Source organism: Rubellimicrobium arenae, assembly GCF_017916275.1.
GTDB classification, from domain to species: Bacteria; Pseudomonadota; Alphaproteobacteria; order Rhodobacterales; family Rhodobacteraceae; genus Rubellimicrobium; species Rubellimicrobium arenae.
The window spans coordinates 366886-386840 of sequence record NZ_JAFMST010000002.1 but is presented as its reverse complement, the minus strand read 5'-3'; the positions used below and the strand labels follow the sequence as shown (position 1 = coordinate 386840).

Genomic DNA, 19955 nt, shown 5'->3' with positions numbered 1-19955 from the left:
CCCTGCACGGCGGCCTGCGCCGGCAGCGAGGCGGCCCAGTCGATTGAAGGTGGTCCCGTGGCCCGCTAAGGCAGGGGCGACCCGAGGAGGCCCGCCATGCCGCAATTCCTGTCCACGCGAGATCCGAACTTCGAGGACCTGTTTCAGCGCCTCCTGTCCCAGAAGCGGGAGGACAGCCCCGACGTGGATGCGACGGTCGCCGCGATCATCCAGGAGGTGCGGGAGCGCGGGGACGCCGCCCTTGTCGATCTGACCAGGCGATTCGACCGCATGACCCTGACGCCCGAGCGCCTGCGCATCTCCGAGGCCGAGATCGACGCCTTGTGCGCCGAGGTGCCCGAGGCCGAACGGGCCGCTCTGACGCTCGCCGCCGAGCGCATCCGGGCCTATCACCAGCGGCAGATGCCCCAGGACCAGAGCTGGACGGACGATCTGGGCGCCACCCTGGGCTGGCGCTGGACGCCGGTCGCCGCAGCGGGACTCTATGTCCCGGGGGGACTCGCGTCGTATCCGTCGTCCGTGCTCATGAACGCGATCCCGGCCAAGGTTGCAGGCGTGCGGCGGCTGGCGGTCGTGGTGCCGACCCCTGATGGCGTGGCGAACCCGCTCGTGCTGCTGGCCTGCCGGATCGCCGGCGTGGACGAGGTGTTCCGTGTCGGGGGCGCACAGGCGATCGCCGCTCTGGCCTATGGGACGGACACGATCCGCCCCGTCGACAAGATCACGGGCCCGGGCAATGCCTTCGTCGCGGCTGCCAAGCGCCGTGTCTTCGGAAGGGTCGGCATCGACATGATCGCCGGACCGTCCGAGATCCTCGTCATCGCCGACCGGGACAACGACCCCGACTGGATCGCCCTCGACCTGCTGAGCCAGGCTGAACACGACGAATCGGCCCAGGCTCTCCTGATCACCGACGATGAGGCCTTCGGGCAGTCCGTCGCGCGGGCCGTGGAAGCCCGGCTCGAGACGTTGCCCCGCACGGCCATTGCCGGGGCAAGCTGGCGCGACTTCGGCGCGGTCATCACCGTCCGCTCGCTGGACGAGGCGGTCGGCCTGGCCGATCGCATCGCGGCCGAGCATCTGGAGCTGCTGGTCGCCGATCCCGCCGCGCTCGCCGCAAGGATCAGCCATGCCGGTGCCATGTTCCTTGGGCCCTGGACCCCCGAAGCCATTGGCGATTACATTGGCGGGCCGAACCATGTCCTGCCGACGGCGCGGACGGCTCGGTTCTCGTCGGGGCTGTCGGTCATGGACTTCCTCAAGCGCACAACCATGTCGCAGATGACGCCTGCGGCCCTGGCCGCCCTTGGCCCTTCGGCCGAGAGGCTCGCCAAGGCGGAGCGGCTTGAAGCGCATGGCCTGTCCGTGCGTGCGCGCCTGGACCGGCTGAACGGATGACCGACCGCCTGATCGCCATCGAGATCGACGACACGGGCCTGCCCGCTCCGACCCCCGAGATGGAGCAGGAGCGTCGGATCGCTGTCGTGGACCTCCTTGAGGAGAACCGCTTTGCCCTTCCTTCCCGCGAGGGGCGGCCCGTGGCAGGGCCTTGGCGGCTCTCGCTCTCGGTCCGGGAACGTCGGCTGGTCTTCGCGGTCTCGACGGAAGCGGGCGATCCGGCGGGCGAGTTCCACCTTTCGCTCGGTCCGTTCCGTCAGGTCGTCAAGGACTACTTCCAGATCTGCGAAAGCTACTACGACGCGGTGCGGACCCTTCCGCCATCGCAGATCGAAACCATCGACATGGCGCGGCGCGGCATCCACAATGAAGGGGCCCGCGTCCTGCAGGAGCGTCTGGCCGGCAAGGCCGACATCGACCAGGACACCGCGCGGCGGTTGTTCACGTTGATATGCGTGCTGCAGTTCGGGGGCTGAGGGTGGAAGGGGACAAGCTTGCACCCACGGCGTCGGACACGCTCCCCCAGTCCGTCCTGTTCTGCTGCGACCACAACGCCGTCCGGTCTCCGATGGCCGAAGGGATGATGAAGAAGCTGTACGGCACCGCCTGCTATGTGCAATCGGCCGGGGTCAAGGGCGACCTGGAGATCGACGGCTTCGCCATCGCCGTCTGCCAGGAGATCGGGATCGAGCTGTCGCGCCACCGGACGCGCAGCTTCGACGACATGAGGACATGGGGGGACGATCTGTCCTCCTTCGATCTCGTCGTCGCCCTGACGCCGGCCAGCCAGCACCGCGCCCTTGATCTCACGCGGCACAGCGCCATCAACGTCGAGTATTGGCCGATCCTCGACCCCACGGGACTGGGCGAGGGGCGCGAGGCGCGGCTCGAGTCCTACCGTAAGACGCGGGACATGATCCTTGGGCGGCTCCTTGACCGGTTCGGGCCTCCACGCGGTTCGTGGCTGCCTCCGCGCTAGGTGGAACCCGCGCCTCGGCTTGTGCGTCATTCCGTTGACGATTGGTGCTTGTAAAACCGACCGCGCGGGGCCATCTAGGCCCCGGGCCGCTCTGTTTCGCGGCCCGATTCCATTTGGAGATCACATGGCCAAGGAAGAACTGCTCGAATTTCCTGGTGTCGTGAAGGAGCTCCTGCCGAATGCGACGTTCCGGGTCGAGCTGGAGAACGGCCACGAGATCATCGCACACACGGCAGGCAAGATGCGCAAGAACCGCATCCGGGTGCTCGCTGGCGACAAGGTTCAGGTCGAGATGACCCCCTACGACCTGACCAAGGGGCGTATCAATTACCGCTTCAAGTGACGTCCTGGCGGGCGGCACCACGATGACGACGCTTGCACCGGACCCTGCGTTGCGGCTGGTTCTAGGCTCGGCATCGCCCCGCCGTCTCGATCTGCTGGCCCAGGTCGGGATCGTGCCTCACGCCATCCGTCCCCCCGAGATCGACGAGACGCCCCGGACGGCGGAAGCGCCTCTCGACTATGTGCGTCGCATCGCCCGGGAAAAGCTCGCGGCGGTCGACGCCGGGGCTGATGAGATCGTGCTTTGCGCGGACACGACCGTTGCGCTGGGCCGCCGTATCCTTGGCAAGCCCGCCGACGAGGCGGAGGCGGGGCGCATGCTCTCGCTTCTCTCCGGTCGCCGTCACCGGGTCATCACCGCTGTCGCCGTTCGGCGCGCCGGGCTGATCTGGGAAAAGGCAGTCACGACGGCCGTCCTCGTCAAACCCCTTTCATCCGGGGAGATTGCCGCCTATCTCGCCACCGGGGACTGGCGCGGGAAGGCCGGATCCTATGCGATCCAGGGTCCCTTCGGGGCGCTCATCCCCTGGATCAACGGATCGTTCACCGGCGTCGTCGGCCTGCCGCTCAAGGAGACCCTGGGCCTGCTGACGGCGGCAGGCTTCACGGGGGGACTGAGATGAAGGGCCGTACCATCGTCCTGGATCATCTGGGTGGGCGCGAGGCGGCCGCTCTGTTGGTGGATGGACGGCTCGACGATCTGCTGATCGACGACGACTCCGCGCCGCGGCCGGGCACGATCTATCGCGCTGTGACGGATCGCGGGATGAAGGGGCAGGGGGGCATGATGCTCCGCATCCCCGACGGAACGGCATGGCTCCGCAATGCGAGCGGGCTCAAATCCGGCGAAACCATGCTCGTGCAGGTGACCGGCGTGCCGGAGGGCGGCAAGGCCGTTCCCGTCACCGACCGGATCCTCTTCAAGTCCCGCTATGCAATCGTGACGCCCGGGGCACCGGGCACCAACATCTCCCGCCAGATCCGCGACGACGCGGAACGCGAACGTCTCCTGGCCATTGCGCAAGACGAGATGGACGACACGCGCGGCCTCATCCTCCGATCCTCCTGCGAGGGCGCTTCCGAGCAGGACATCGCCGAGGACATCGCCGCGATGCGGGATCTGGCGGACCGGGTCATGGCCGATGTCAGCGGCCCGCCCGAGATGCTGACCGAGGGCGATGGCCCGCATCTTCTGGCCTGGCGAGAATGGTCTGCCCCGACCGTCGTCACCAAGCCGGGCGGCTTTGCCCGGGAAGGCGTGCTCGATCAGATCGATGCCCTGACGCGCGCCGAGATCGACTTGGGCGAAGGCTTCATGACCGTGGAGGCCACGCGCGCCCTGGTCGCCGTGGATGTGAACACGGGCGGCGACACCTCGCCCGCCGCGGCGCTCAAGGCGAACATGGCGGCCGCCCGCGCCTTGCCGCGCCAGCTCCGCCTGCGCGGGCTGGGCGGGCAGGTCGTCGTGGACTTTGCCGGCATGTCCAAGGGGCATCGCAAGCAGCTCGAGCAGTCGATCCGCGACAGCTTCCGCAGCGATCCGATCGAAACCTCGCTGGTCGGCTGGACCGCGATGGGCCTGTTCGAGTTATCCCGGAAACGCGAGCGCCTGCCGCTCGCCCGACTGCTGCGAGAGGCGTAATGGCCTGCCCGATCTGCGGAAAGCCGACGGAACAGAAATATCGCCCCTTCTGCTCGAGCCGCTGCGCGGACATCGACCTCGCACGGTGGCTCCGAGGGGATTACATCATCCCCGGAACCGTCTCCGAGGAGGAGGAGCGTCCGGATCCCCAAGGGGAGCAGCGCGACGGCTAAGGCCGCGCCGGGCTGCGACGCTCACCTCCAGATCGGGTTCGACCAGGCCCGTCGCCCCGCCCGGTCGATCAGCGAAACGCGGAGCCACGGCGAGTCCCTGAACCGCTCCAGTGGCATCTCGCCGCGGGTCATCGACTCGCCATGGATCGCCTTGGCGGCCGTGCCTTGGCCCTGCACGATGATCGACGACACGGCCGAGCAGGCGACGGTCAGGCTCTCGCCCGCGAGTTCGATGTTCCGCAGTTCCGGCCCCTGGGTGGAATAGTAGGCTCCGGCCTTGAGGGCGGCCAGCAGGGCTGCGGGCTCGTTCGCGTCGGCCTTGACCATGATCCAGCCGCCAAAGTGGTCGGGCTCGTAGAAATGGGCGTCGTCCGTGGCGCAGAGATTCAGGCGGGCCCCTTCGCTCAGCAGCAGGTCCAGGGTGTGAAAGCCGTCCGGGCGGTCGCAGCCCATGGCGCAACCGTGATTGTAGGTTTCCACCGCGTGGGCAATCCCCGCCAAGGCCCGGGCATCGTCGAGAGTGAGACCGGACCACTGCGGGTGGGCAATGGCCACATAGGCGCCGGCCTCCACGGCCCGCTGCGCCACCTGGGCCGCTGTTTCCTGGTCCGGGACGGGCCGGAAGGTCGGGGTGTTCGTCGGCGCGAAGTCGAGCGGCAGCCCGACCGCCAGGATGTGCCACAACTCTCCGTTCTGCATGGCTCCGGAGTGCAGCTCCGCCCCGAGAATCGTAGTGAAGCTGTTCGTCCGGAAGGGCCGGGTGTCGGCGATCGGATACCCGAACTGCCCGACGAAATGATCGGTCAGGGCCAGGAAGTCATACCCTTCGTCCCGGTAACGACGGCAGACCTCCTCGGGGCTCAGGATGCCGTCCGACAAGGTCGAATGGGTGTGCAGGTTCCCGCGCCAGAAGCGGCCGGGCTGGTCCCAAGGTGTCATCAGCGCCCCCCGATCACGACGACGTCGCGGCCCGAGAAGCTGATCTCCACAGGTTCGCCGGGTTGCGGAGGCGGGGCATCGTGGCGGTTGAAGGTGTCGAGAAGGAAAGCCTGCCCCCCGGCCTCGGCGCGGATCCGGATGACGGACCCGAGGAACTCCACCTCCCGGGCGGTGGCGGGGAGGACGATCTCGCGGCCCGAGGCTCGGCCCAGGTGGACGGCCTCGGGCCTGAGCGCGATCGGAAGGCTGGCCCCCGCCTGCGCGGCGAGTGCGCGGCCCAGGTTCATCGTGAGCCCGCCCGACATGACCGTTCCCGCGGCCGGATCGACGACCGTCGCCTCGAAGGGGGTGAGCGTTCCCACGAAGCTCGCCACGAAGGGGCTGGCGGGATGGTTGTAGATCTCGAACGGCGTTCCGACCTGATCGGCGATCCCGGCGTTCATGACCACCACCCGGTCGGAGATCGACAGGGCTTCCTCCTGGTCGTGGGTCACGAAGATGGTCGTGATGCCGAGCCGGCGCTGAATTTCGCGGATCTCGCCCCGAAGCCGCACCCTGACCTTGGCATCGAGCGCCGACAGCGGCTCGTCGAGCAGCAGGACCCGGGGCCGCGGCGCCAGGGCGCGTGCCAGCGCCACGCGTTGCTGCTGACCGCCCGAGAGCTGGAACGGGTAGCGCCCGCCCATCTCCGGCAGGCCGATCAGCTCCAGCATTTCCTGGACGCGGGCCCGGGACTCGGCGGCGGCGACCCCGGCGATCTTGAGCCCGAAGCCCACGTTCTGGGCGACCGTCAGGTTGGGAAACAGGGCATAGGCCTGGAACACCATCCCGATGTTCCGCTGGTTCGGCCGCAGCGGAACCACGTCCTTGCCTTCGATCCGGATCGCGCCTGCGCTGGGCGTCTCGAAGCCTGCAACCATCCGCAGCACGGTCGTCTTTCCGCAGCCCGACGGACCCAGGAGGGACACGAACTCCCCCTTCTCGATCGGGAGGGAGAAGTCCTTCACCACACGGTTGGTCCCGAACGACTTTTCGAGGTGGGAGATGTCGAGGTAAGGCATCAGGAACGGGCTCTCGTGTGCTTCTGGGTGCGCGACACGAGGCTGATCAGCCCCATGCAGGCCCAGGTGATCGCAAAGGCGATGACGGCCAGGGCGGCCGGCTCGTAGGCGCGGTTGCCGCTGATCCAGACCATGTAGGGTCCGAAGGCGGGCCGGTTCAGCAGGGCCGCGAACACATACTCGCCCAGCACGATCGCGAAGGTCAGGAACGCCCCCGAAAGGACTGCGCCCAGGACGTTCGGCAGGATGACCCGTCCCAGGATGGTCGCCCAGCCGGCCCCCAGGCTCTGGGCCGCCTCGGTCAGGGTGGGGACGTCGATCGTCCGCAGACCCGTGTCGATGGCGCGGTACATGTAGGGCAGGGAGAGGGAGGCATAGCCCAGGGCGAGCAGGACGTTCGTGCCCATGACGCTGCCGGTCAGGGGGAGAATGGAGGAGGTGTTGTAAAGCCGGATGTAGCCGAAGGCGATCACCACGACCGGGATGACGAGGGGCAGCAGGGTGATGAACTCGACCAGCGGGCGGAGCCTCGGCATGCGCAGGCGGACCCAGAAGGCCGTCGGCAGGACGATCAGCACGCCCAGCAGGATGGTTACCAGCGCCATCGTCACGGAATAGGCGAAGGTCGTGCGGAACTGCGGGTCGCCCAGCACGCTCGCATAGGCATCGAAGCTGTATTCGCCCCGTCGCGCACGGAGCGAGAACTCGAACATCCCCACTAGGGGAAGCAGGAAATACGCGACCCCAAGCCCGAAGGCCACCCAGGACCAGATGCGGGACGACGTCATTTGATCCACCGTTCGGCGCGGGTGCGGAGCACGATGTAGATGATGTTGGCGATTCCCGTGACGGCGATCATGCCGAAGGCGATCGCATAGCCCAGCGACGGGTCCTGGAGGACGTCCCCGCGAATCTGGGCGAACAGGATAATCGGCGCGATGGACAGGGACGACCCGGTCAGGGCGATGGCCGTCGCCACCGCGCCGAAGGCGTTCGCGAACAGCAGGGCGATGGTTCCCAGGAACGCCGGAGTCAGGATCGGCAAGGCCACCATGCGCCAGTACTGCGCGCCCGTGGCGCCCAGGATCTCGGCTGCTTCGCGCCATTCGCGCCGCAGCCCATCGAGCGCCGGCGTGATGATGAGAACGGCGAGCGGAATCTGGAAGTAAAGATAGACGAGCACCAGGCCCCAGAAGCTGAGAAGGTTGAACCCCGTGGCGTAGAGATTGAACCCCAGCCAATCCCGCAGCAGGACGGTGACAAAGCCCAGCCTGCCCAGTGTCGCGATGAAGGCGAAGGCAAGCGGCACGCCCGCGAAGTTCGACGCCACGCCCGAAAACGTCAGCAGCGGGTCGCGTACGGCACGGGGCAGTCCCCCGTGCGTCATCGCCAGCGCGATCAGGAAGCCCAGCAGGCCCCCCAACAAGGCCGAGAAGAGGCTGATCCGGATGGAGGTCCAGAAGGCCTTGAGGATGCTGGGCGCAAACAGCTTGGCCACATGATCCAGTGTCATCCCGCCTTCCGGGCTACGGAACGCGCCCAGAACGATGTTCAGGGTCGGCAGCAGAAGGAAGAGCAGGGCGAAGATCAGGAACGGGGCGATGCCCAGCCAGTTCAGTGCAGGCCGGAGATCCCTCCGGCTCGACCGTGGCGCCCGGACGGCGCCGTCAACGTGCGGGTCCGCCCCGCCAGGGCCAGGACGGACCCGGGACGTCACTCGGCGACCTCGGCGCCGACGACGGCATCCCACTGGGTCGTCACGACGTTCTTGTGGGCGTCCTGCTCCTCAAGGGTCGGGAAGTAGGCGGCTTCGTAGGACGCGGCCGGGGGCAGCTTGTCGAGAAGCTCCTGCGGGATCGTGCCGGCCGCGGACATCGCGTTGAACCGGGCAGGGTGGCAGTAGCCGGCCAGCCAGCCGAGCTGCCCTTCGTCCGAATACAGGTACTCCATCCAGAGCTTGGCCGCGTTCGGATGGGGCGCAAAGGCCGAGATGGCCTGGACATACACGCCCGCAAGCACGCTGTCCGAGGGAACGACCACCTCGACCGGCGGGTTCCCCGCGAGGCTGTCGCGCCAGGCGAGCAGGTTGTAGTCCCACGCGGCGACGATCGGGGTGGCCCCCTGCGCGATCGTGCCCGACTTGGCCGTCACCGGAACGAAGTTGCCCGCGTTGTTCAGGTCCGCGAAGAACTTGAGCCCCGCATTGCCGGACTCCTCGCCTGCGGCGGCGCCAGCCGACATGCCGGCGGACATGATCGCCAGGATCGCCTGGTTCGAGGCGCGCGGGTCCCCGGTCAGGGCGACGGCATTGGCGTAGTCGGACTTGAGAAGGTCGGCCCAGGAGGTCGGCACCGTCGACACGAGATCGGTGTTCACGCCGAAGGCCATGACGCCGTAGTAGCCGGCGTACCAGTTACCGTCCGGGTCCTTCACGTCCTCGGGGATCTCATCCCATTCGGCGACCTTGTAGGGCTGGATCAACCCTTCGGACAGCGCCTGGGGCCCGAAGGCCAGGCCCACGTCGATCACGTCCGGCGCCTGCGGGCCGGTGTTGTCCTTGTTCGCGCGAATCGCCTCGAGCTCATCGGCCGAGCCGGCGTCGGGGTTGAGCTCGTTGACGGTGATGTTCGGGTACTTGGCCTTGAACCCGTCGATGACCGCGCCGTAGCCGCACCAGTCGTGGGGAAGGGCGATGACGGTCAGCGTCCCCTCGGCCTCCGCGGCGGCGACCAGCTCGTCCATGGACTGGGCCAGCGCGGCCCCCGCCTGGAACATCGCAGCCATGCTGACCGAGGCGGCCAGCCACTTCGTCGATTTCATCGTAGTCTCCCCAATAGGTTGCCGGACTATCCGTCCTTCCGGCTTGCGCGGCTTAGTAGACGACTGAAACGGGTTTGTGACAACCGGCTTTGTCACAAACTGACCGAACGGTCAGCTTTTTGGGGCAGCGGGAACCTTTGCGCTGCGGGATCGCCCAAGCGATGGGCAGGGGTCCCGGCGGCCGTGCCAGACCCCCGAAACGAGAACAGGCGCCCGCGGGCGCCTGTCCAGGCTATCCGTTCATGGCAACCGGGCCTCTACTCGGCCACGTGCAGCACCGGGCGCGCGTTTTCGGCCTCGAGGCGAAGAAGCCGGGACTCGAGGGCCGCGATCTCGGCCCGGCGCGCGGCGATTCCGCTGGCGAGCTCGTCCAGCTCGGGCGGGGCGGCTTCCTCGTCCTTCTGGCCGACGAATCGGCCAAAGATCCAGGACAGCAGGCGCGACAGGTCATCCATGATGAGGAAGAACGAGGGCACGATCACCAGCGACAGCACCGTCGAGACGATGATGCCCCCGATCACCGCCGTGGCCATCGGCGCCCGGAAGGAGCCCCCTTCGCCCACCCCCAGCGCCGAGGGCAGCATCCCGGCCGACATAGCGATCGAGGTCATCACGATGGGCCGGGCCCGCTTGTGCCCCGCCTCGATGATGGCCTGGAGCCGGTCCATCCCCTGCGCCCGCATCTCGATGGCGAAGTCGACTAGCAGGATCGCATTCTTGGTCACGATCCCCATCAGCATCAGGATCCCGATGAAGACCGGCATGGAGACCGGGCTCGAGGTCAGGATCAGCGCCGCCGCCACGCCGCCGATGGCGAGAGGCAGTGAGAACAGGATGGTGAAGGGCTGGATGACCGAGTGGAACAGCAGGATCAGCACCGTGAGCACGAGAAGAAGGCCCATCAGCATGGCATTGCCGAAGCTTTGCTGCATCTCCGCCTGGATCTCGGCATCCCCCGAGGCCGTCACGGTGACCGAGGGCGGCAGTTCCAGCCCGTCGACGACCGCCTGGAAGCGGGCCTGCGCCGTCCCGAGCGCCACGCCGGGCGGCAGGCTGGCCCCCACGGTGGCGTAGCGCTGGCGGTTGATCCGCTCGACCACCGATGGCCCTTCGGCGATGTTGACGTTGGCCACCGCGTTCAGGGGCACGGAGCCGCCCGAGGCGGTTGGGATGCGCAGGGCGCCGATCCGCGCCAGGTCGTCCCGCGCCGTGTCGGTCAGCTGCACGCGCACCGGGATCAGCCGGTTGTCGATGCTGACCTTCGCGAGCGCCTGGTCCACGTCGCCGATGGTGGCGACCCGCACCGCCTCCGCGATGGCGGCGGTGGTCACGCCCAGTCGGGCGGCCTCCTCGGTGCGGGGCGTGATCTGGAGCTCCGGCCGGGGCAGGGCCCCTTCGCTGGCGACGGCGGCAAGGCTCGGCTCGCTCCGCAGCGCTTCCTCGATCTGCGCCACGGCCGTGTTGAGCGCGTCCGCGTCATCCGACTTCACCCAGTAGGCGATGTCACGCTCCCCCCGGTCGTTGAGCTTGAGCACCCGGATATCGGGGATGGCCGTCAACCGCTGGAAGACCTCGGCCTCGATCTCGTTCTGCGGGCGGATGCGGCCATGGGGCGGGATGTCCGGCACGAGATCGTTGACGACCGGGATCCGGTTCACGAGGTCGAGAAGCTTGCGCTCCAGCCCGTTATCCAGACGGTCGAGGATGACCGTCACCGCCGCGCGGCGCACGTCGAGATCCCCGGTGGGCGAGGAGCCCCCCAGGATGAACACGCTCTTCACGCCATCCACGTCCTGGATGGCGGCGAAGATCGCGTCCGTGGCGCGCTCCGTCTCGTCCAGCGTCACGCCCGGGGGCAGTTCGACCGAGATGGGGAACCGGCTCACGTCCTCCGGAGGAATGAAGCTCCCCGGGATCTGCGCCATGAAGTAGACCGAAACGCCCAAGACCCCGAAGGCCGCCAGAAGCGTCAGGTACCTGACCCTGAGCGTCATCCGAACGAACGAAAGGTAGGCGCGCATGATGACGCCGTCCTTTTCCTCGTGCGCATGGGCGTCCTTGGCCTTCATGAAGTAGGCTGCCAGCAGCGGCGTCACGAGACGGGCCACTAGGAGCGAGAACAGCACGGCGATCGCGACCGTGAGGCCGAATTGCCGGAAGTATTGCCCCGGAATGCCGGGCATGAACGACACCGGCACGAACACCGCCACGATGGTCGAGGTGGTCGCGATCACCGCGAGGCCGATCTCGTCCGCCGCGTCGATGGCGGCACGGTAGGGGCTCTTGCCCATCCGAATGTGGCGCTGGATGTTCTCGATCTCGACGATCGCGTCGTCCACCAGGATCCCGGTGGCCAGCGTGATGGCCAGGAACGACACGAGGTTCAGCGAGAAGCCCAGGAGGTCCATCGCCCAGAAGGTCGGGATCGCCGACAGTGGCAATGCCAGCGCGGCGATGACCGTCGCGCGCCAGTTCCGCAGAAAGGCCAGCACCACCAGCACGGCGAGGATCGACCCCTCCACCAGAGTATGGAGCGCGGCCTCGTAGTTGCCGTAGGTGTAGAAGACCGTGTCGTCCACCATCTCGATGCTGACGCCGGGATTGGCCGCACGGATCTCGTCCAGGGCCGTGTTCACGGTCTCGGCCACCGACACCTCGGACGCGCCCTTGGCCCGGAACACGGCAAAGACCACGACCTCCTGTCCGTCCACCCGGGCAAAGGAGCGGAGCTCCTCGTAGGTGTCCGTCACGGTCCCGAGGTTCTCCAGCCGGACCTGCTGGCCGGAGGGCAGCGCGATCGTCGTCCGGGCCAGCCGCTCCGCGTCGCCGCGGTCGCCCAGGAGCCGGATGGCCTGTTCGCCCGAGCCAAGCTCGCTGCGTCCTGCGCCCTGGTTGGAGTTGGTCGCACGGATCTGCTGGCTCACGGCGGCCGCCGTGATGCCGTAGGCGTCGAGCCGGCCGGGATCGAGCTCGATCCGGATCTCGCGGTCGGCGCCACCATAGCGGTCCACCCGTCCGACACCGGAACGGCCTTGGATCTCGCCCTTGATGGTGTCGTCGACGAACCAGGACAGTTCCTCGAAGGTCATGGCCGGGGCGGAGACCGCGAAGGTCATGATGGCCTGGCCTTCGACATCGATGCGCGTCACGCGCGGCTCGTCCACGTCGGCCGGAAGGTCGCCGCGGATCTGGTCGATGGCGTCCTTCACGTCATCGACGGCCTTGTCCGTGGGCACCTCCATCCGGAATTCGACGGCGGTCGTGGACTGCCCGTCGACCACCGTGGAGGTGATGGTCTTCACGCCCGAGATGCCCGCGACCGCATCCTCGACCTCCTTGGTGACCTGCGTCTCCATTTCGGCCGGCGCGGCCCCCGACTGGGTCACCGTGATCGCGACCAGGGGGACGTCGATGGACGGAAAGCGGGTGATCGGCAGCGTGTTGAAGGACTGCCATCCCAACAGCAGGAGCAGCGCGAAGGCCAGGATCGGTGCGACCGGATTCCGGATCGACCAGGCGGAAAAGTTCATGGCGTCATTCCCCTTCCACTTGGCCGCCAAGGGCGGCCGACGTGTCCGCCGGGACCGGGTTGATCCGGTCGCCGTCCCGCACGAAGGCCCCGGCCTTCGTCACCACCAGGTCGCCCGGCTCCAGCCCGGCGGTGATGCCGATCATCCCGCCGTCCCGGATGCCGGTGCTGACCGGCACGCGCTCCACCACCGAGTCGCGGACGCGCATCACCGTCGCGCCGTCCGGGCCCGAGCCCACCGCCGTCACCGGGACGGCCAGGGCGTCATCGTCCTCGGCGACGATCACCTCGGCGGTGAGGAACATGCCCTTTACCACCTGCGTGGGGTCGTCGATCTGGATCCGTGCGGCGCCCAGCCGCGTCTGCGGATCGATGGCCGGCTCCACGAGCCGGACGCGGCCGACGATCGGATCGGAGCCCTCGAGGGCCGTGAGCCGGGCCTCCTGGCCCGCCGCGAGCTTGAGCAGATCCTGCTCGGAGACCTCGGCGCGCATCTCCATGGCGCTGTCCCGGACGATCGTGAACATCGGCAGGCCAGCGGCCGAAGCGATGGCGCCGACCTGCGCGTTGCGCGCGACCACCAGGCCCCCGACAGGTGCCTTCACCTCGGCCCGCGAAAGCTGGAGTTGAGCGTTCGCGATCTGCGCGTCCACCAGTTCAAGCTGCGCGCGGGCCGAGGCGATGCCTTGCTCGGCCACCCGGACCGAGGCCTGGGCCGCCTGCGCGGCTGCCGCGGTCTGATCGGCCTGGGCCTGCGGCACCGATCCGGCCTGCACCAGCTCGGCGTTCCGCCGCGCGACCCTTTCGGCTTCCTGGGCGTTGGCGTTGGCTTGGACAAGGCTCGCCTCCGCCTGCGCGATCTGGGCTTCGGTCGAGGCGCGGTTGGCGGCAAGCTGGCTGAGTTGAAGCTCCAGGGTCGAGGTGGACAGCCGTGCCAGCACCTGGCCGGCCTGCACGGTATCCCCGACATCGGCCAGAAGCGCGTCGATCGGCTGGCCCTCCACGAGCGTCTGGACCGTGACCTCCTCGACGGCATCAACGAGGCCGGAGGCGATCACGCGATCGACGAGGTGCACGGGCTTCACCTCGGACACCGTGATCGCGGGAAGCGCCGCCTCGGGGGTAGGCGCCTCGGCGTGTTCGGTGGCCGAGGCCGGAGTGGCCTCCTGAGCGTGGAGGAAACCCGGCAGGCCGATGAGAACGGCCAGCAACGGAAGGCGACGGAGGGAGGCCAAGGGCAGGGTCGTCATGTCAGTCATCCTCGCCGCCGGCCAGGGCGTCGTCCATGAGCCGGTCGATGGTGTTCAGGATCAGGGTGTTCAGTTCGTCCTTCTGCCCGCCGCCATCCACATCGCCCATGGCGGCGCCCCGCACGATGAGAACGATCAGGCGGGCATAGGCGCCAAAGCGACGCATCGCCAGGTCTTCGGGCGTCTGGCTCACGATGGCCAGCACCTGCACGATGCGCTGGACGATGCCTTCTTCCATGCGGCAGAAGAGGCCGGCAACCTCGGGCTTTCGAGCCGCAGTGGCCATGATCTCGGCCCAAAGGGGGTGATCCTTTTCGCAGTCGTAGTCCAGCCGCTCTCTGAGGGCGGCCTTGAGGGCCATGAGGGGGTCCGGCGAGATGACGATCTCCTGGAACGTCCGCTCGACCTCGTCGAGGTCATGCGTGATCATCGCCTCGACCAGCGCGGCCTTGGAGGGGAAGTAGCGGTAGAAGTTCCCTGCGCTCATGCCGGCCGCGCGAGCCAGGTCCTGCATCGAGGCCCCGTCGAAGCCCTTCTCGACGAAGGCCTGTCGCGCAAGGGACAGGATCTCGTCCCCTCGCTGGCCGGCTTCGAGCGTCTCGGTGGACTTGGCGTCGGGAAGGGTCTCGTGGCGCAAGGAAGATCGTCCTGCTCAGCTTTGTGAATGAACGTTCATTCACATGGGCTCCCGCTGCCCTTTTGTCCAGAGGGTAAGCGGACCCTACGTCAAGGAATCCGCAGGTGATGCTTTAGGGCTCGTCGCGTGGACGAGAAAGTAGGCCCAGCCTGACCTCGAGACCTCTGGACACCCCCGAACAGGTCGGTTAGGAGGCGGCACCCGATGCGAAAAGCACTTCGCATCCCGGTGGCCCGGGTAGCTCAGGGGTAGAGCAGCGGATTGAAAATCCGCGTGTCGGTGGTTCAAATCCGCCCCCGGGCACCATATTCGCACAATGCCGCAGCGCAGTTTATGTGTTGGACAGGGGCGCGCCGGTCCGAGTTCCAGGATTTCGCCCTTCGATACCTTCGGGGCAAGGGACGCTGCCGTCGCCTCGGGATTGCGTTCGGGCGCGGGCTGGCCGGGTCCTGACCCATGCCCCGTCGGGAGCCCCATGGCTTCGACGAATCGCATGCCCGCAATGGCACCTGGGCCAGGTTCGAAGGCCCACCCTTCCATCTGCTGGCCCCCAGGGGCTGCATGCTCGCCCCCTGGCCCGCCTCGTTAAATAGTTGGGCGTGAGCCATCTCGACCCTTGCGCAGGGCGCAGCCGAACGTGGGGCCGCCGGTCTCCGCCTCTCTGTCTACTGGGAGCGGGCGCGCCAGTCGTAGACACGCATGACCACGAAATCCAAGGCGTATTTCAGATTGATGTAGGCGTAATAGGGATTGGAGGTTCGGACCGATCGGGCCACGGAGGTCGGAAGCGTCAGATAGCGTCGACCGGGACTCATGGCCGCGATGCTGGACATGAATTCCACCCGGCGAATCGACTCCTCGCACAGCGCCCTGCACGCCTCCCGGTCCGGAAACTCCATCTTGTCCATGTCCCGGAGCATCGCCTGCTTGCTGGCTGCATGGAGCAGGTTGAGCTTCAGCCGACGCCCATACATCTTGCTGTAGCCCAGGCTCTTCCCGACATCCAAGGTCGTGAGCCCGCCGACGCGATAAAGCACCAAAGGCTCATCGATGTAGGCGATCCTGCCCAGAAGCGACCCGCGGAATGGGATGACGGCGTCCTCGACCCGGGCGGCAGGGTCGATCGGCCCGAAGCGGTCGAAGATGTCCCGGGTCCAGGCCGAGGCCGCCCCGAGGATCCACAGGCTCTTGCGCACGACATTGAGCGGCGTCCCGTTGTCGATCAGGTCGCGCGCCCCGATGGGGCTCCCCGGGGTCATCCGCAGTGTCCCGAGCTCCGCACCATCAAGGCCAATCTGCGTCACGGCGGAAACGAGCACCTTCACGCTGCCGCCCGACCTGGAGATCTCTTCGACGATCCGGCGGGTCCGGTGCGGCAAGGAGATGTCATCTCCGTCGTTCTTGATGATGATCTCGCCCGTCGCGAGTTCCATCATCCGATTGACGTTCCCGACGATGCCGAGGTTGTTCGGATTGCGGGTGGCGATGACGCGGTGCGGGCCTGAATAGTCCTCGGCCATCCGGCTCATGATCCCGAACGTTCCGTCCGAGCTGCAGTCATCCGACAGGATGATCTCCAGGTTCGGGTAGTCCTGCTCGAATGCCCCCTGGATCGTATCCGCGATGTAAGCTTCTTGGTTGTAACCCAGGACCAGCAGGCTGACCTTCGGCCAGGTGTCAGTCATTCGGACCTCCGAGGAGCACAGGTCAGGAGCCCGCGGGCTTGTGGACGCAAGCGGGCGAAAGGATCATGTATCCCGAACCGGCGTCCAGCAAGCCTGGAAAGCACGGGCGCGACCGCCGGACCGGCTCGGAAGCGCGGCCCCGGTCGAGGCCGTGGACTATCCCGCACGCCGGATCAGGCGCCGGCCCGACGCGCGATCAGGTCGCGCAGGGCGTCCTGATAGAGCGACAGCTTCTTGAGCCCCTTGGACAACGCGGCGCTCGTTTCCTGCGCCAGCTGGTGCCGGTCGTCGAAGGCCGCCTGGATCTTGCCGAGGATCGCGTCGTTCGTCTCGGTCGTGCAGTCCACCGTCCTGTCATACCCGAGCGAGCCGAACAGCCCGGCGAACTTGCGGCTGTAGGCCATCGGCACCACAGGCACGCCCGACGAGAAGGCCGCGATGCAGGCGTGCATCCGCGCGCCCATGAAGAAGTCGAGGCCCGCGATGAAGCTCTTGGCTTCGGAGGGCGTCCGGAAGCGCGGAGCGAGATGGACGCCAGGGAACTCGGCCTGCAACTTCGTCGAGGCCTCGTAGTCGTCCTCCCGGTGCGTCAGTTCCTGCCGGGGCGGATGCACGTGGGACACAAGGTGAACCTCGCAGCCTTGCCCCTGGAAGTGCCGGATGATGTCACGGATCAGGTCGGGGTAATCGGCGGACAGGCCGAACTCGTTCTTGCCCGTGTAGCCCTTGGCCATCAGGAGGCCCGAGACGTTCAGCCCCACCCTCACCGGGGCGCCGGGGTCGCGGGGGGCGGGCGTGTCGAACGGAAGGCGCAGCGCGACGTCGGAGGCTTCGATGACCGGGCGCTTGAGCCCCATGTCGCGTATGGCATCGGTCGACATGGCATCCCGCGTGCAGACCAGGGCGCAAAGCCGCATGGTGAGCTTGGCGAGCCGGGTCGAGGTCGGCTTGGTGAAAGGACCCACGGTCTGCGGCGCCATCACCAGTGGGACGCCGGCGCCATGGGTCAGGAACTTCGTCGTGAACATCCGCCGGAGCCGGTTCGCGCCATAGATGTCCGCAAAGCTGTCGCCCGCCCCGATGTCGATCACGAGGTCGGCCTTGCGGACCTCGCGGAGGAAGCCTGTCGGGTTCAGGATGAACTTGCCGTTCATCTCGACGATGCGGATGTCGGGTCCGGTGATGTAGGGAACCCTGTTTTCCTTCCCATCGAGGATGGTGATCTGGATCTCGCGGCCGAGATCGCGCGCAATGTCCCGAAGGATGCTGATCTCGGACTCCGTCAGGGCTCCCAGGCCCAGGTTGTCGGAACGGGTGGAGTGCATCAGGAGACAGACGCGGATGGGGCGCTTGGACATGAGTGCCTTCGACTGAGGAGGGATCAGGTGATGGAGCTCGGATTGCCGAGCCCCGCGGTGTGTGGGGTTCGTGACGGGACGCGCCGTCGCATTTTCGTCGACAACCCTGGCGATGGCACCGGCAGGTCCGGGCCAGCAAGGCCCCTTCGGACAGCCGAGAGGCCCTGGAGCATCGCTGCTCCGGCCGGGCGGACGGGTCCGCCTTCGCCCGCCCCCCGCCCGCGAATGTTAGGGCCCTGAACGGCCGCCGATTGGCCGTGCGTTGATCGGGCGCCGCGACCGGAGGAAGGGACTCTCCGCCCCCGGCGGAAGGACCAGATCAGATGGCCTTTCCGACGGACGCCGATGGGCGTCAGGGGCAGGCCAGGGCCCCTGGCCTTATCGAAACGATGAGCCGAGCCAGCGCCCCAGCCAGGGGCCCGAGCCGAATGCATGGCCGGGCGCGCCGCCGGACGGAGTGCTCGCGTCATCAGCATTCCAGCATGTGGTGGCAGGATCGCTCCAATGGCAACCTGGCCCCGTTCGCCAGAGCGGAAGGGCGACCCGCCCGGCGACGGCCGGTTCGTGGAGACGCCCAGGAAGCGGGCACGGCGGTCAGTGTCATCGCGTTCCATGCATTCGTTGGCGTCCCGCGACCTCCGCGCGACTTCGGGCGGGCCTCGGCCCGTCGGTCTGCCCGATGGTTAGCGCCAACGGACGGAACTGCCAACCGCCCGGATCGCCTTTGTCCCGTGGTCGCGGCGTCGCACCCGTACGCAGTTCGAGGAGGCGGGCCGTCCCTGGCCCATCGTGTCGGCCAAAACGGCGGGCCGGGGAGACAGGGCTGGCGCCACGCCTCGCAAAGATGGATGCTTGAACTACCGTTGCCTGGGCTCGGGCCCGGGACGGGGAGCGGGAACAGGCCGAGTGCCGCCGATTGATCCAAACGTGATCGGATTTGCGGCGACACCCGTCGGCTGGCCAGCCTTCCCTTGATTTTTCGGCTGGGATCGCGCTGGCTTTGAACACGTGGCACTTGGAAGGGTTCTGAATTGGCGAGACTCTATGACAGCCGCAAGCGTATCCTGGTCACCGGTGGGGCCGGATTCATCGGTTCGCATCTGATCGACCGACTGCTCGAGCAAGGACACGAAGTCATTTGCGTCGACAATCTCTTCACGGGAACCAAGCGCAACATCGATCACCTCCACGGCCATCCACGCTTCGAGTTGATCCGTCACGATGTCACGTTCCCGCTCTATGTGGAGGTCGACGAGATCTACAATCTCGCCTGTCCGGCCTCTCCGGTGCATTACCAGCACGATCCCGTCCAAACGACCAAGACGTCGGTCCATGGGGCGATCAACATGCTGGGCTTGGCCAAGCGGCTGAAATGCAAGGTGCTCCAGGCGTCGACATCCGAGGTCTACGGGGATCCTGCCGTGCATCCGCAGACCGAGGAGTATTGGGGCAACGTCAACCCGATCGGCCCCCGGTCCTGCTACGACGAAGGGAAGCGCTGCGCGGAAACGCTGTTCTTCGACTACCACCGGCAGCATGGCCTTCAGATCAAGGTGGTTCGCATCTTCAACACCTACGGCCCCCGGGTCCATCACGCGGACGGCCGGGTCGTGTCGAACTTCATCGTTCAGGCGCTGCGGGGGGACCCGCTGACCATCTATGGGGATGGCAAGCAGACCCGGTCCTTCTGCTATGTCGATGACCTCGTGGAAGGTCTGATCCGCCTGATGGGCACGGATTCCAGCGTCACGGGCCCGATCAACATCGGCAACCCGCGGGAGTTCACCATCCTCGAACTGGCGGAAAAGGTCATCGAACTCACGGGAAGCCGATCCAAGCTCGATTGGCGTCCGCTTCCGGCGGACGATCCCAAGCAGCGCCGCCCGGATATCAGCCGCGCCCGCGAACTGCTGAACTGGAGCCCGACGGTTCAGATCGAGGAAGGTCTTGCCCGCACCGTGCCGTCGCTGCGCGAGCGCCTTGTGGAGCTCGGAGAGATGAACCAGGCGGTCCACGCCTGAGGACGGGGCAGGCGATCTTCGGGCCGCATGGCAGCCGAAGGTCGCCGCTCCGCCATAGGTTCTGACCTGCCGCCGACCTTTTCCGGAACGAACGTGGACGGATCGGATCCGGGGTGCCCAG

Annotated in this window: 18 protein-coding genes and 1 tRNA gene; 9 read left to right on the top strand and 10 right to left on the bottom strand. The window is 67.3% G+C overall.

Translation table 11 applies throughout. The features are described 5' to 3' along the window. Window positions 1-96: 96 nt before the first annotated feature. The 7 genes from hisD to yacG all read left to right on the top strand — a co-directional run bounded on the left by hisD (window position 97) and on the right by yacG (window position 4534). The gene (gene hisD, locus J3P31_RS04485) at window positions 97-1398 is read left to right on the top strand and encodes a histidinol dehydrogenase (protein ID WP_210527195.1); all 1302 of its coding nucleotides are present in this window, start codon (window positions 97-99) and stop codon (window positions 1396-1398) included. After that, a complete protein-coding gene (locus J3P31_RS04480; protein ID WP_210527194.1) occupies window positions 1395-1874 on the top strand; it encodes a UPF0262 family protein in 480 nt (159 codons plus the stop codon). The genes hisD and J3P31_RS04480 overlap by 4 nt, the downstream gene beginning before the upstream one ends. A gap of 2 nt (window positions 1875-1876) precedes the next feature. After that, entirely contained in the window at window positions 1877-2377 is a 501-nt protein-coding gene (locus J3P31_RS04475) for an arsenate-mycothiol transferase ArsC (protein WP_368373012.1), read from the top strand. 124 nt (window positions 2378-2501) lie between these two features. Next, window positions 2502-2720, top strand: a complete 219-nt coding sequence (gene infA, locus J3P31_RS04470) for a translation initiation factor IF-1 (RefSeq protein WP_007205486.1) — start codon at window positions 2502-2504, stop codon at window positions 2718-2720. Window positions 2721-2742: 22 nt separating this feature from the next. Continuing rightward, on the top strand, window positions 2743-3342 hold the full coding sequence (locus J3P31_RS04465) for a Maf family protein (RefSeq protein ID WP_210527192.1): 600 nt from the start codon (window positions 2743-2745) through the stop codon (window positions 3340-3342). Further along, window positions 3339-4361: a ribonuclease E/G gene (locus J3P31_RS04460; protein ID WP_210527191.1), complete on the top strand. Its 1023-nt coding sequence runs from the start codon at window positions 3339-3341 to the stop codon at window positions 4359-4361. Before J3P31_RS04465 ends, J3P31_RS04460 begins: the two co-directional genes overlap by 4 nt. After that, window positions 4361-4534, top strand: coding sequence for a DNA gyrase inhibitor YacG (gene yacG / locus J3P31_RS04455; protein WP_210527190.1), 174 nt, complete (start codon window positions 4361-4363; stop codon window positions 4532-4534). Before J3P31_RS04460 ends, yacG begins: the two co-directional genes overlap by 1 nt. 21 nt (window positions 4535-4555) lie before the next feature. Here the strand turns inward: yacG and J3P31_RS04450 are convergent, their stop codons facing one another. The 8 genes from J3P31_RS04450 to J3P31_RS04415 form a co-directional block, all read right to left on the bottom strand. Continuing rightward, window positions 4556-5473 (bottom strand): PHP domain-containing protein, encoded by a 918-nt coding sequence (locus tag J3P31_RS04450; protein ID WP_210527189.1) that lies wholly within the window; start codon window positions 5471-5473, stop codon window positions 4556-4558. Beyond that, window positions 5473-6534 (bottom strand): ABC transporter ATP-binding protein, encoded by a 1062-nt coding sequence (locus J3P31_RS04445; protein WP_210527188.1) that lies wholly within the window; start codon window positions 6532-6534, stop codon window positions 5473-5475. Before J3P31_RS04445 ends, J3P31_RS04450 begins: the two co-directional genes overlap by 1 nt. Continuing rightward, on the bottom strand, window positions 6534-7322 hold the full coding sequence (locus tag J3P31_RS04440) for an ABC transporter permease (protein ID WP_210527187.1): 789 nt from the start codon (window positions 7320-7322) through the stop codon (window positions 6534-6536). Before J3P31_RS04440 ends, J3P31_RS04445 begins: the two co-directional genes overlap by 1 nt. Continuing rightward, window positions 7319-8047 carry an ABC transporter permease gene (locus J3P31_RS04435; RefSeq protein WP_246849784.1) on the bottom strand — a complete coding sequence of 243 codons (729 nt, stop codon included), beginning with the start codon at window positions 8045-8047 and terminating at the stop codon, window positions 7319-7321. Before J3P31_RS04435 ends, J3P31_RS04440 begins: the two co-directional genes overlap by 4 nt. A gap of 200 nt (window positions 8048-8247) precedes the next feature. After that, a complete protein-coding gene (locus tag J3P31_RS04430) occupies window positions 8248-9354 on the bottom strand; it encodes an ABC transporter substrate-binding protein (protein ID WP_210527186.1) in 1107 nt (368 codons plus the stop codon). Window positions 9355-9611: 257 nt separating this feature from the next. Next, window positions 9612-12884: an efflux RND transporter permease subunit gene (locus J3P31_RS04425; RefSeq protein WP_210527185.1), complete on the bottom strand. Its 3273-nt coding sequence runs from the start codon at window positions 12882-12884 to the stop codon at window positions 9612-9614. A gap of 4 nt (window positions 12885-12888) precedes the next feature. Beyond that, on the bottom strand, window positions 12889-14133 hold the full coding sequence (locus J3P31_RS04420) for an efflux RND transporter periplasmic adaptor subunit (RefSeq protein WP_210527184.1): 1245 nt from the start codon (window positions 14131-14133) through the stop codon (window positions 12889-12891). Between the two features lies 1 nt (window position 14134). Beyond that, the gene (locus J3P31_RS04415; RefSeq protein ID WP_210527183.1) at window positions 14135-14770 is read right to left on the bottom strand and encodes a TetR/AcrR family transcriptional regulator; all 636 of its coding nucleotides are present in this window, start codon (window positions 14768-14770) and stop codon (window positions 14135-14137) included. 231 nt (window positions 14771-15001) lie between these two features. On the opposite strand from J3P31_RS04415, the gene J3P31_RS04410 reads away from it, so the two are divergent. After that, window positions 15002-15076: transfer RNA gene (locus J3P31_RS04410), tRNA-Phe, on the top strand. A 359-nt stretch (window positions 15077-15435) separates the two neighbouring features. Here the strand turns inward: J3P31_RS04410 and J3P31_RS04405 are convergent. After that, complete coding sequence (locus J3P31_RS04405; RefSeq protein WP_210527182.1) at window positions 15436-16455, bottom strand: glycosyltransferase; 1020 nt, start codon at window positions 16453-16455, stop codon at window positions 15436-15438. Window positions 16456-16628: 173 nt separating this feature from the next. Further along, window positions 16629-17813: a polysaccharide pyruvyl transferase family protein gene (locus tag J3P31_RS04400; protein WP_210527181.1), complete on the bottom strand. Its 1185-nt coding sequence runs from the start codon at window positions 17811-17813 to the stop codon at window positions 16629-16631. A gap of 1031 nt (window positions 17814-18844) precedes the next feature. Here J3P31_RS04400 and J3P31_RS04395 point away from each other — a divergent pair. Beyond that, the gene (locus J3P31_RS04395; RefSeq protein WP_210527180.1) at window positions 18845-19834 is read left to right on the top strand and encodes a UDP-glucuronic acid decarboxylase family protein; all 990 of its coding nucleotides are present in this window, start codon (window positions 18845-18847) and stop codon (window positions 19832-19834) included. Window positions 19835-19955: the final 121 nt, after the last annotated feature.

Coding starts and splice junctions, on each gene's coding strand:
- J3P31_RS04440 (WP_210527187.1), bottom strand. CDS start 7,322: ATGACGTCGTCCCGCATCTGGTCCTGGGTGGCCTTCGGGCTTGGGGTC.
- yacG (WP_210527190.1), top strand. CDS start 4,361: ATGGCCTGCCCGATCTGCGGAAAGCCGACGGAACAGAAATATCGCCCC.
- J3P31_RS04445 (WP_210527188.1), bottom strand. CDS start 6,534: ATGCCTTACCTCGACATCTCCCACCTCGAAAAGTCGTTCGGGACCAAC.
- J3P31_RS04435 (WP_246849784.1), bottom strand. CDS start 8,047: ATGACACTGGATCATGTGGCCAAGCTGTTTGCGCCCAGCATCCTCAAG.
- J3P31_RS04405 (WP_210527182.1), bottom strand. CDS start 16,455: ATGACTGACACCTGGCCGAAGGTCAGCCTGCTGGTCCTGGGTTACAAC.
- J3P31_RS04465 (WP_210527192.1), top strand. CDS start 2,743: ATGACGACGCTTGCACCGGACCCTGCGTTGCGGCTGGTTCTAGGCTCG.
- J3P31_RS04420 (WP_210527184.1), bottom strand. CDS start 14,133: ATGACGACCCTGCCCTTGGCCTCCCTCCGTCGCCTTCCGTTGCTGGCC.
- J3P31_RS04450 (WP_210527189.1), bottom strand. CDS start 5,473: ATGACACCTTGGGACCAGCCCGGCCGCTTCTGGCGCGGGAACCTGCAC.
- J3P31_RS04425 (WP_210527185.1), bottom strand. CDS start 12,884: ATGAACTTTTCCGCCTGGTCGATCCGGAATCCGGTCGCACCGATCCTG.
- J3P31_RS04480 (WP_210527194.1), top strand. CDS start 1,395: ATGACCGACCGCCTGATCGCCATCGAGATCGACGACACGGGCCTGCCC.
- J3P31_RS04400 (WP_210527181.1), bottom strand. CDS start 17,813: ATGTCCAAGCGCCCCATCCGCGTCTGTCTCCTGATGCACTCCACCCGT.
- infA (WP_007205486.1), top strand. CDS start 2,502: ATGGCCAAGGAAGAACTGCTCGAATTTCCTGGTGTCGTGAAGGAGCTC.
- J3P31_RS04460 (WP_210527191.1), top strand. CDS start 3,339: ATGAAGGGCCGTACCATCGTCCTGGATCATCTGGGTGGGCGCGAGGCG.
- hisD (WP_210527195.1), top strand. CDS start 97: ATGCCGCAATTCCTGTCCACGCGAGATCCGAACTTCGAGGACCTGTTT.
- J3P31_RS04430 (WP_210527186.1), bottom strand. CDS start 9,354: ATGAAATCGACGAAGTGGCTGGCCGCCTCGGTCAGCATGGCTGCGATG.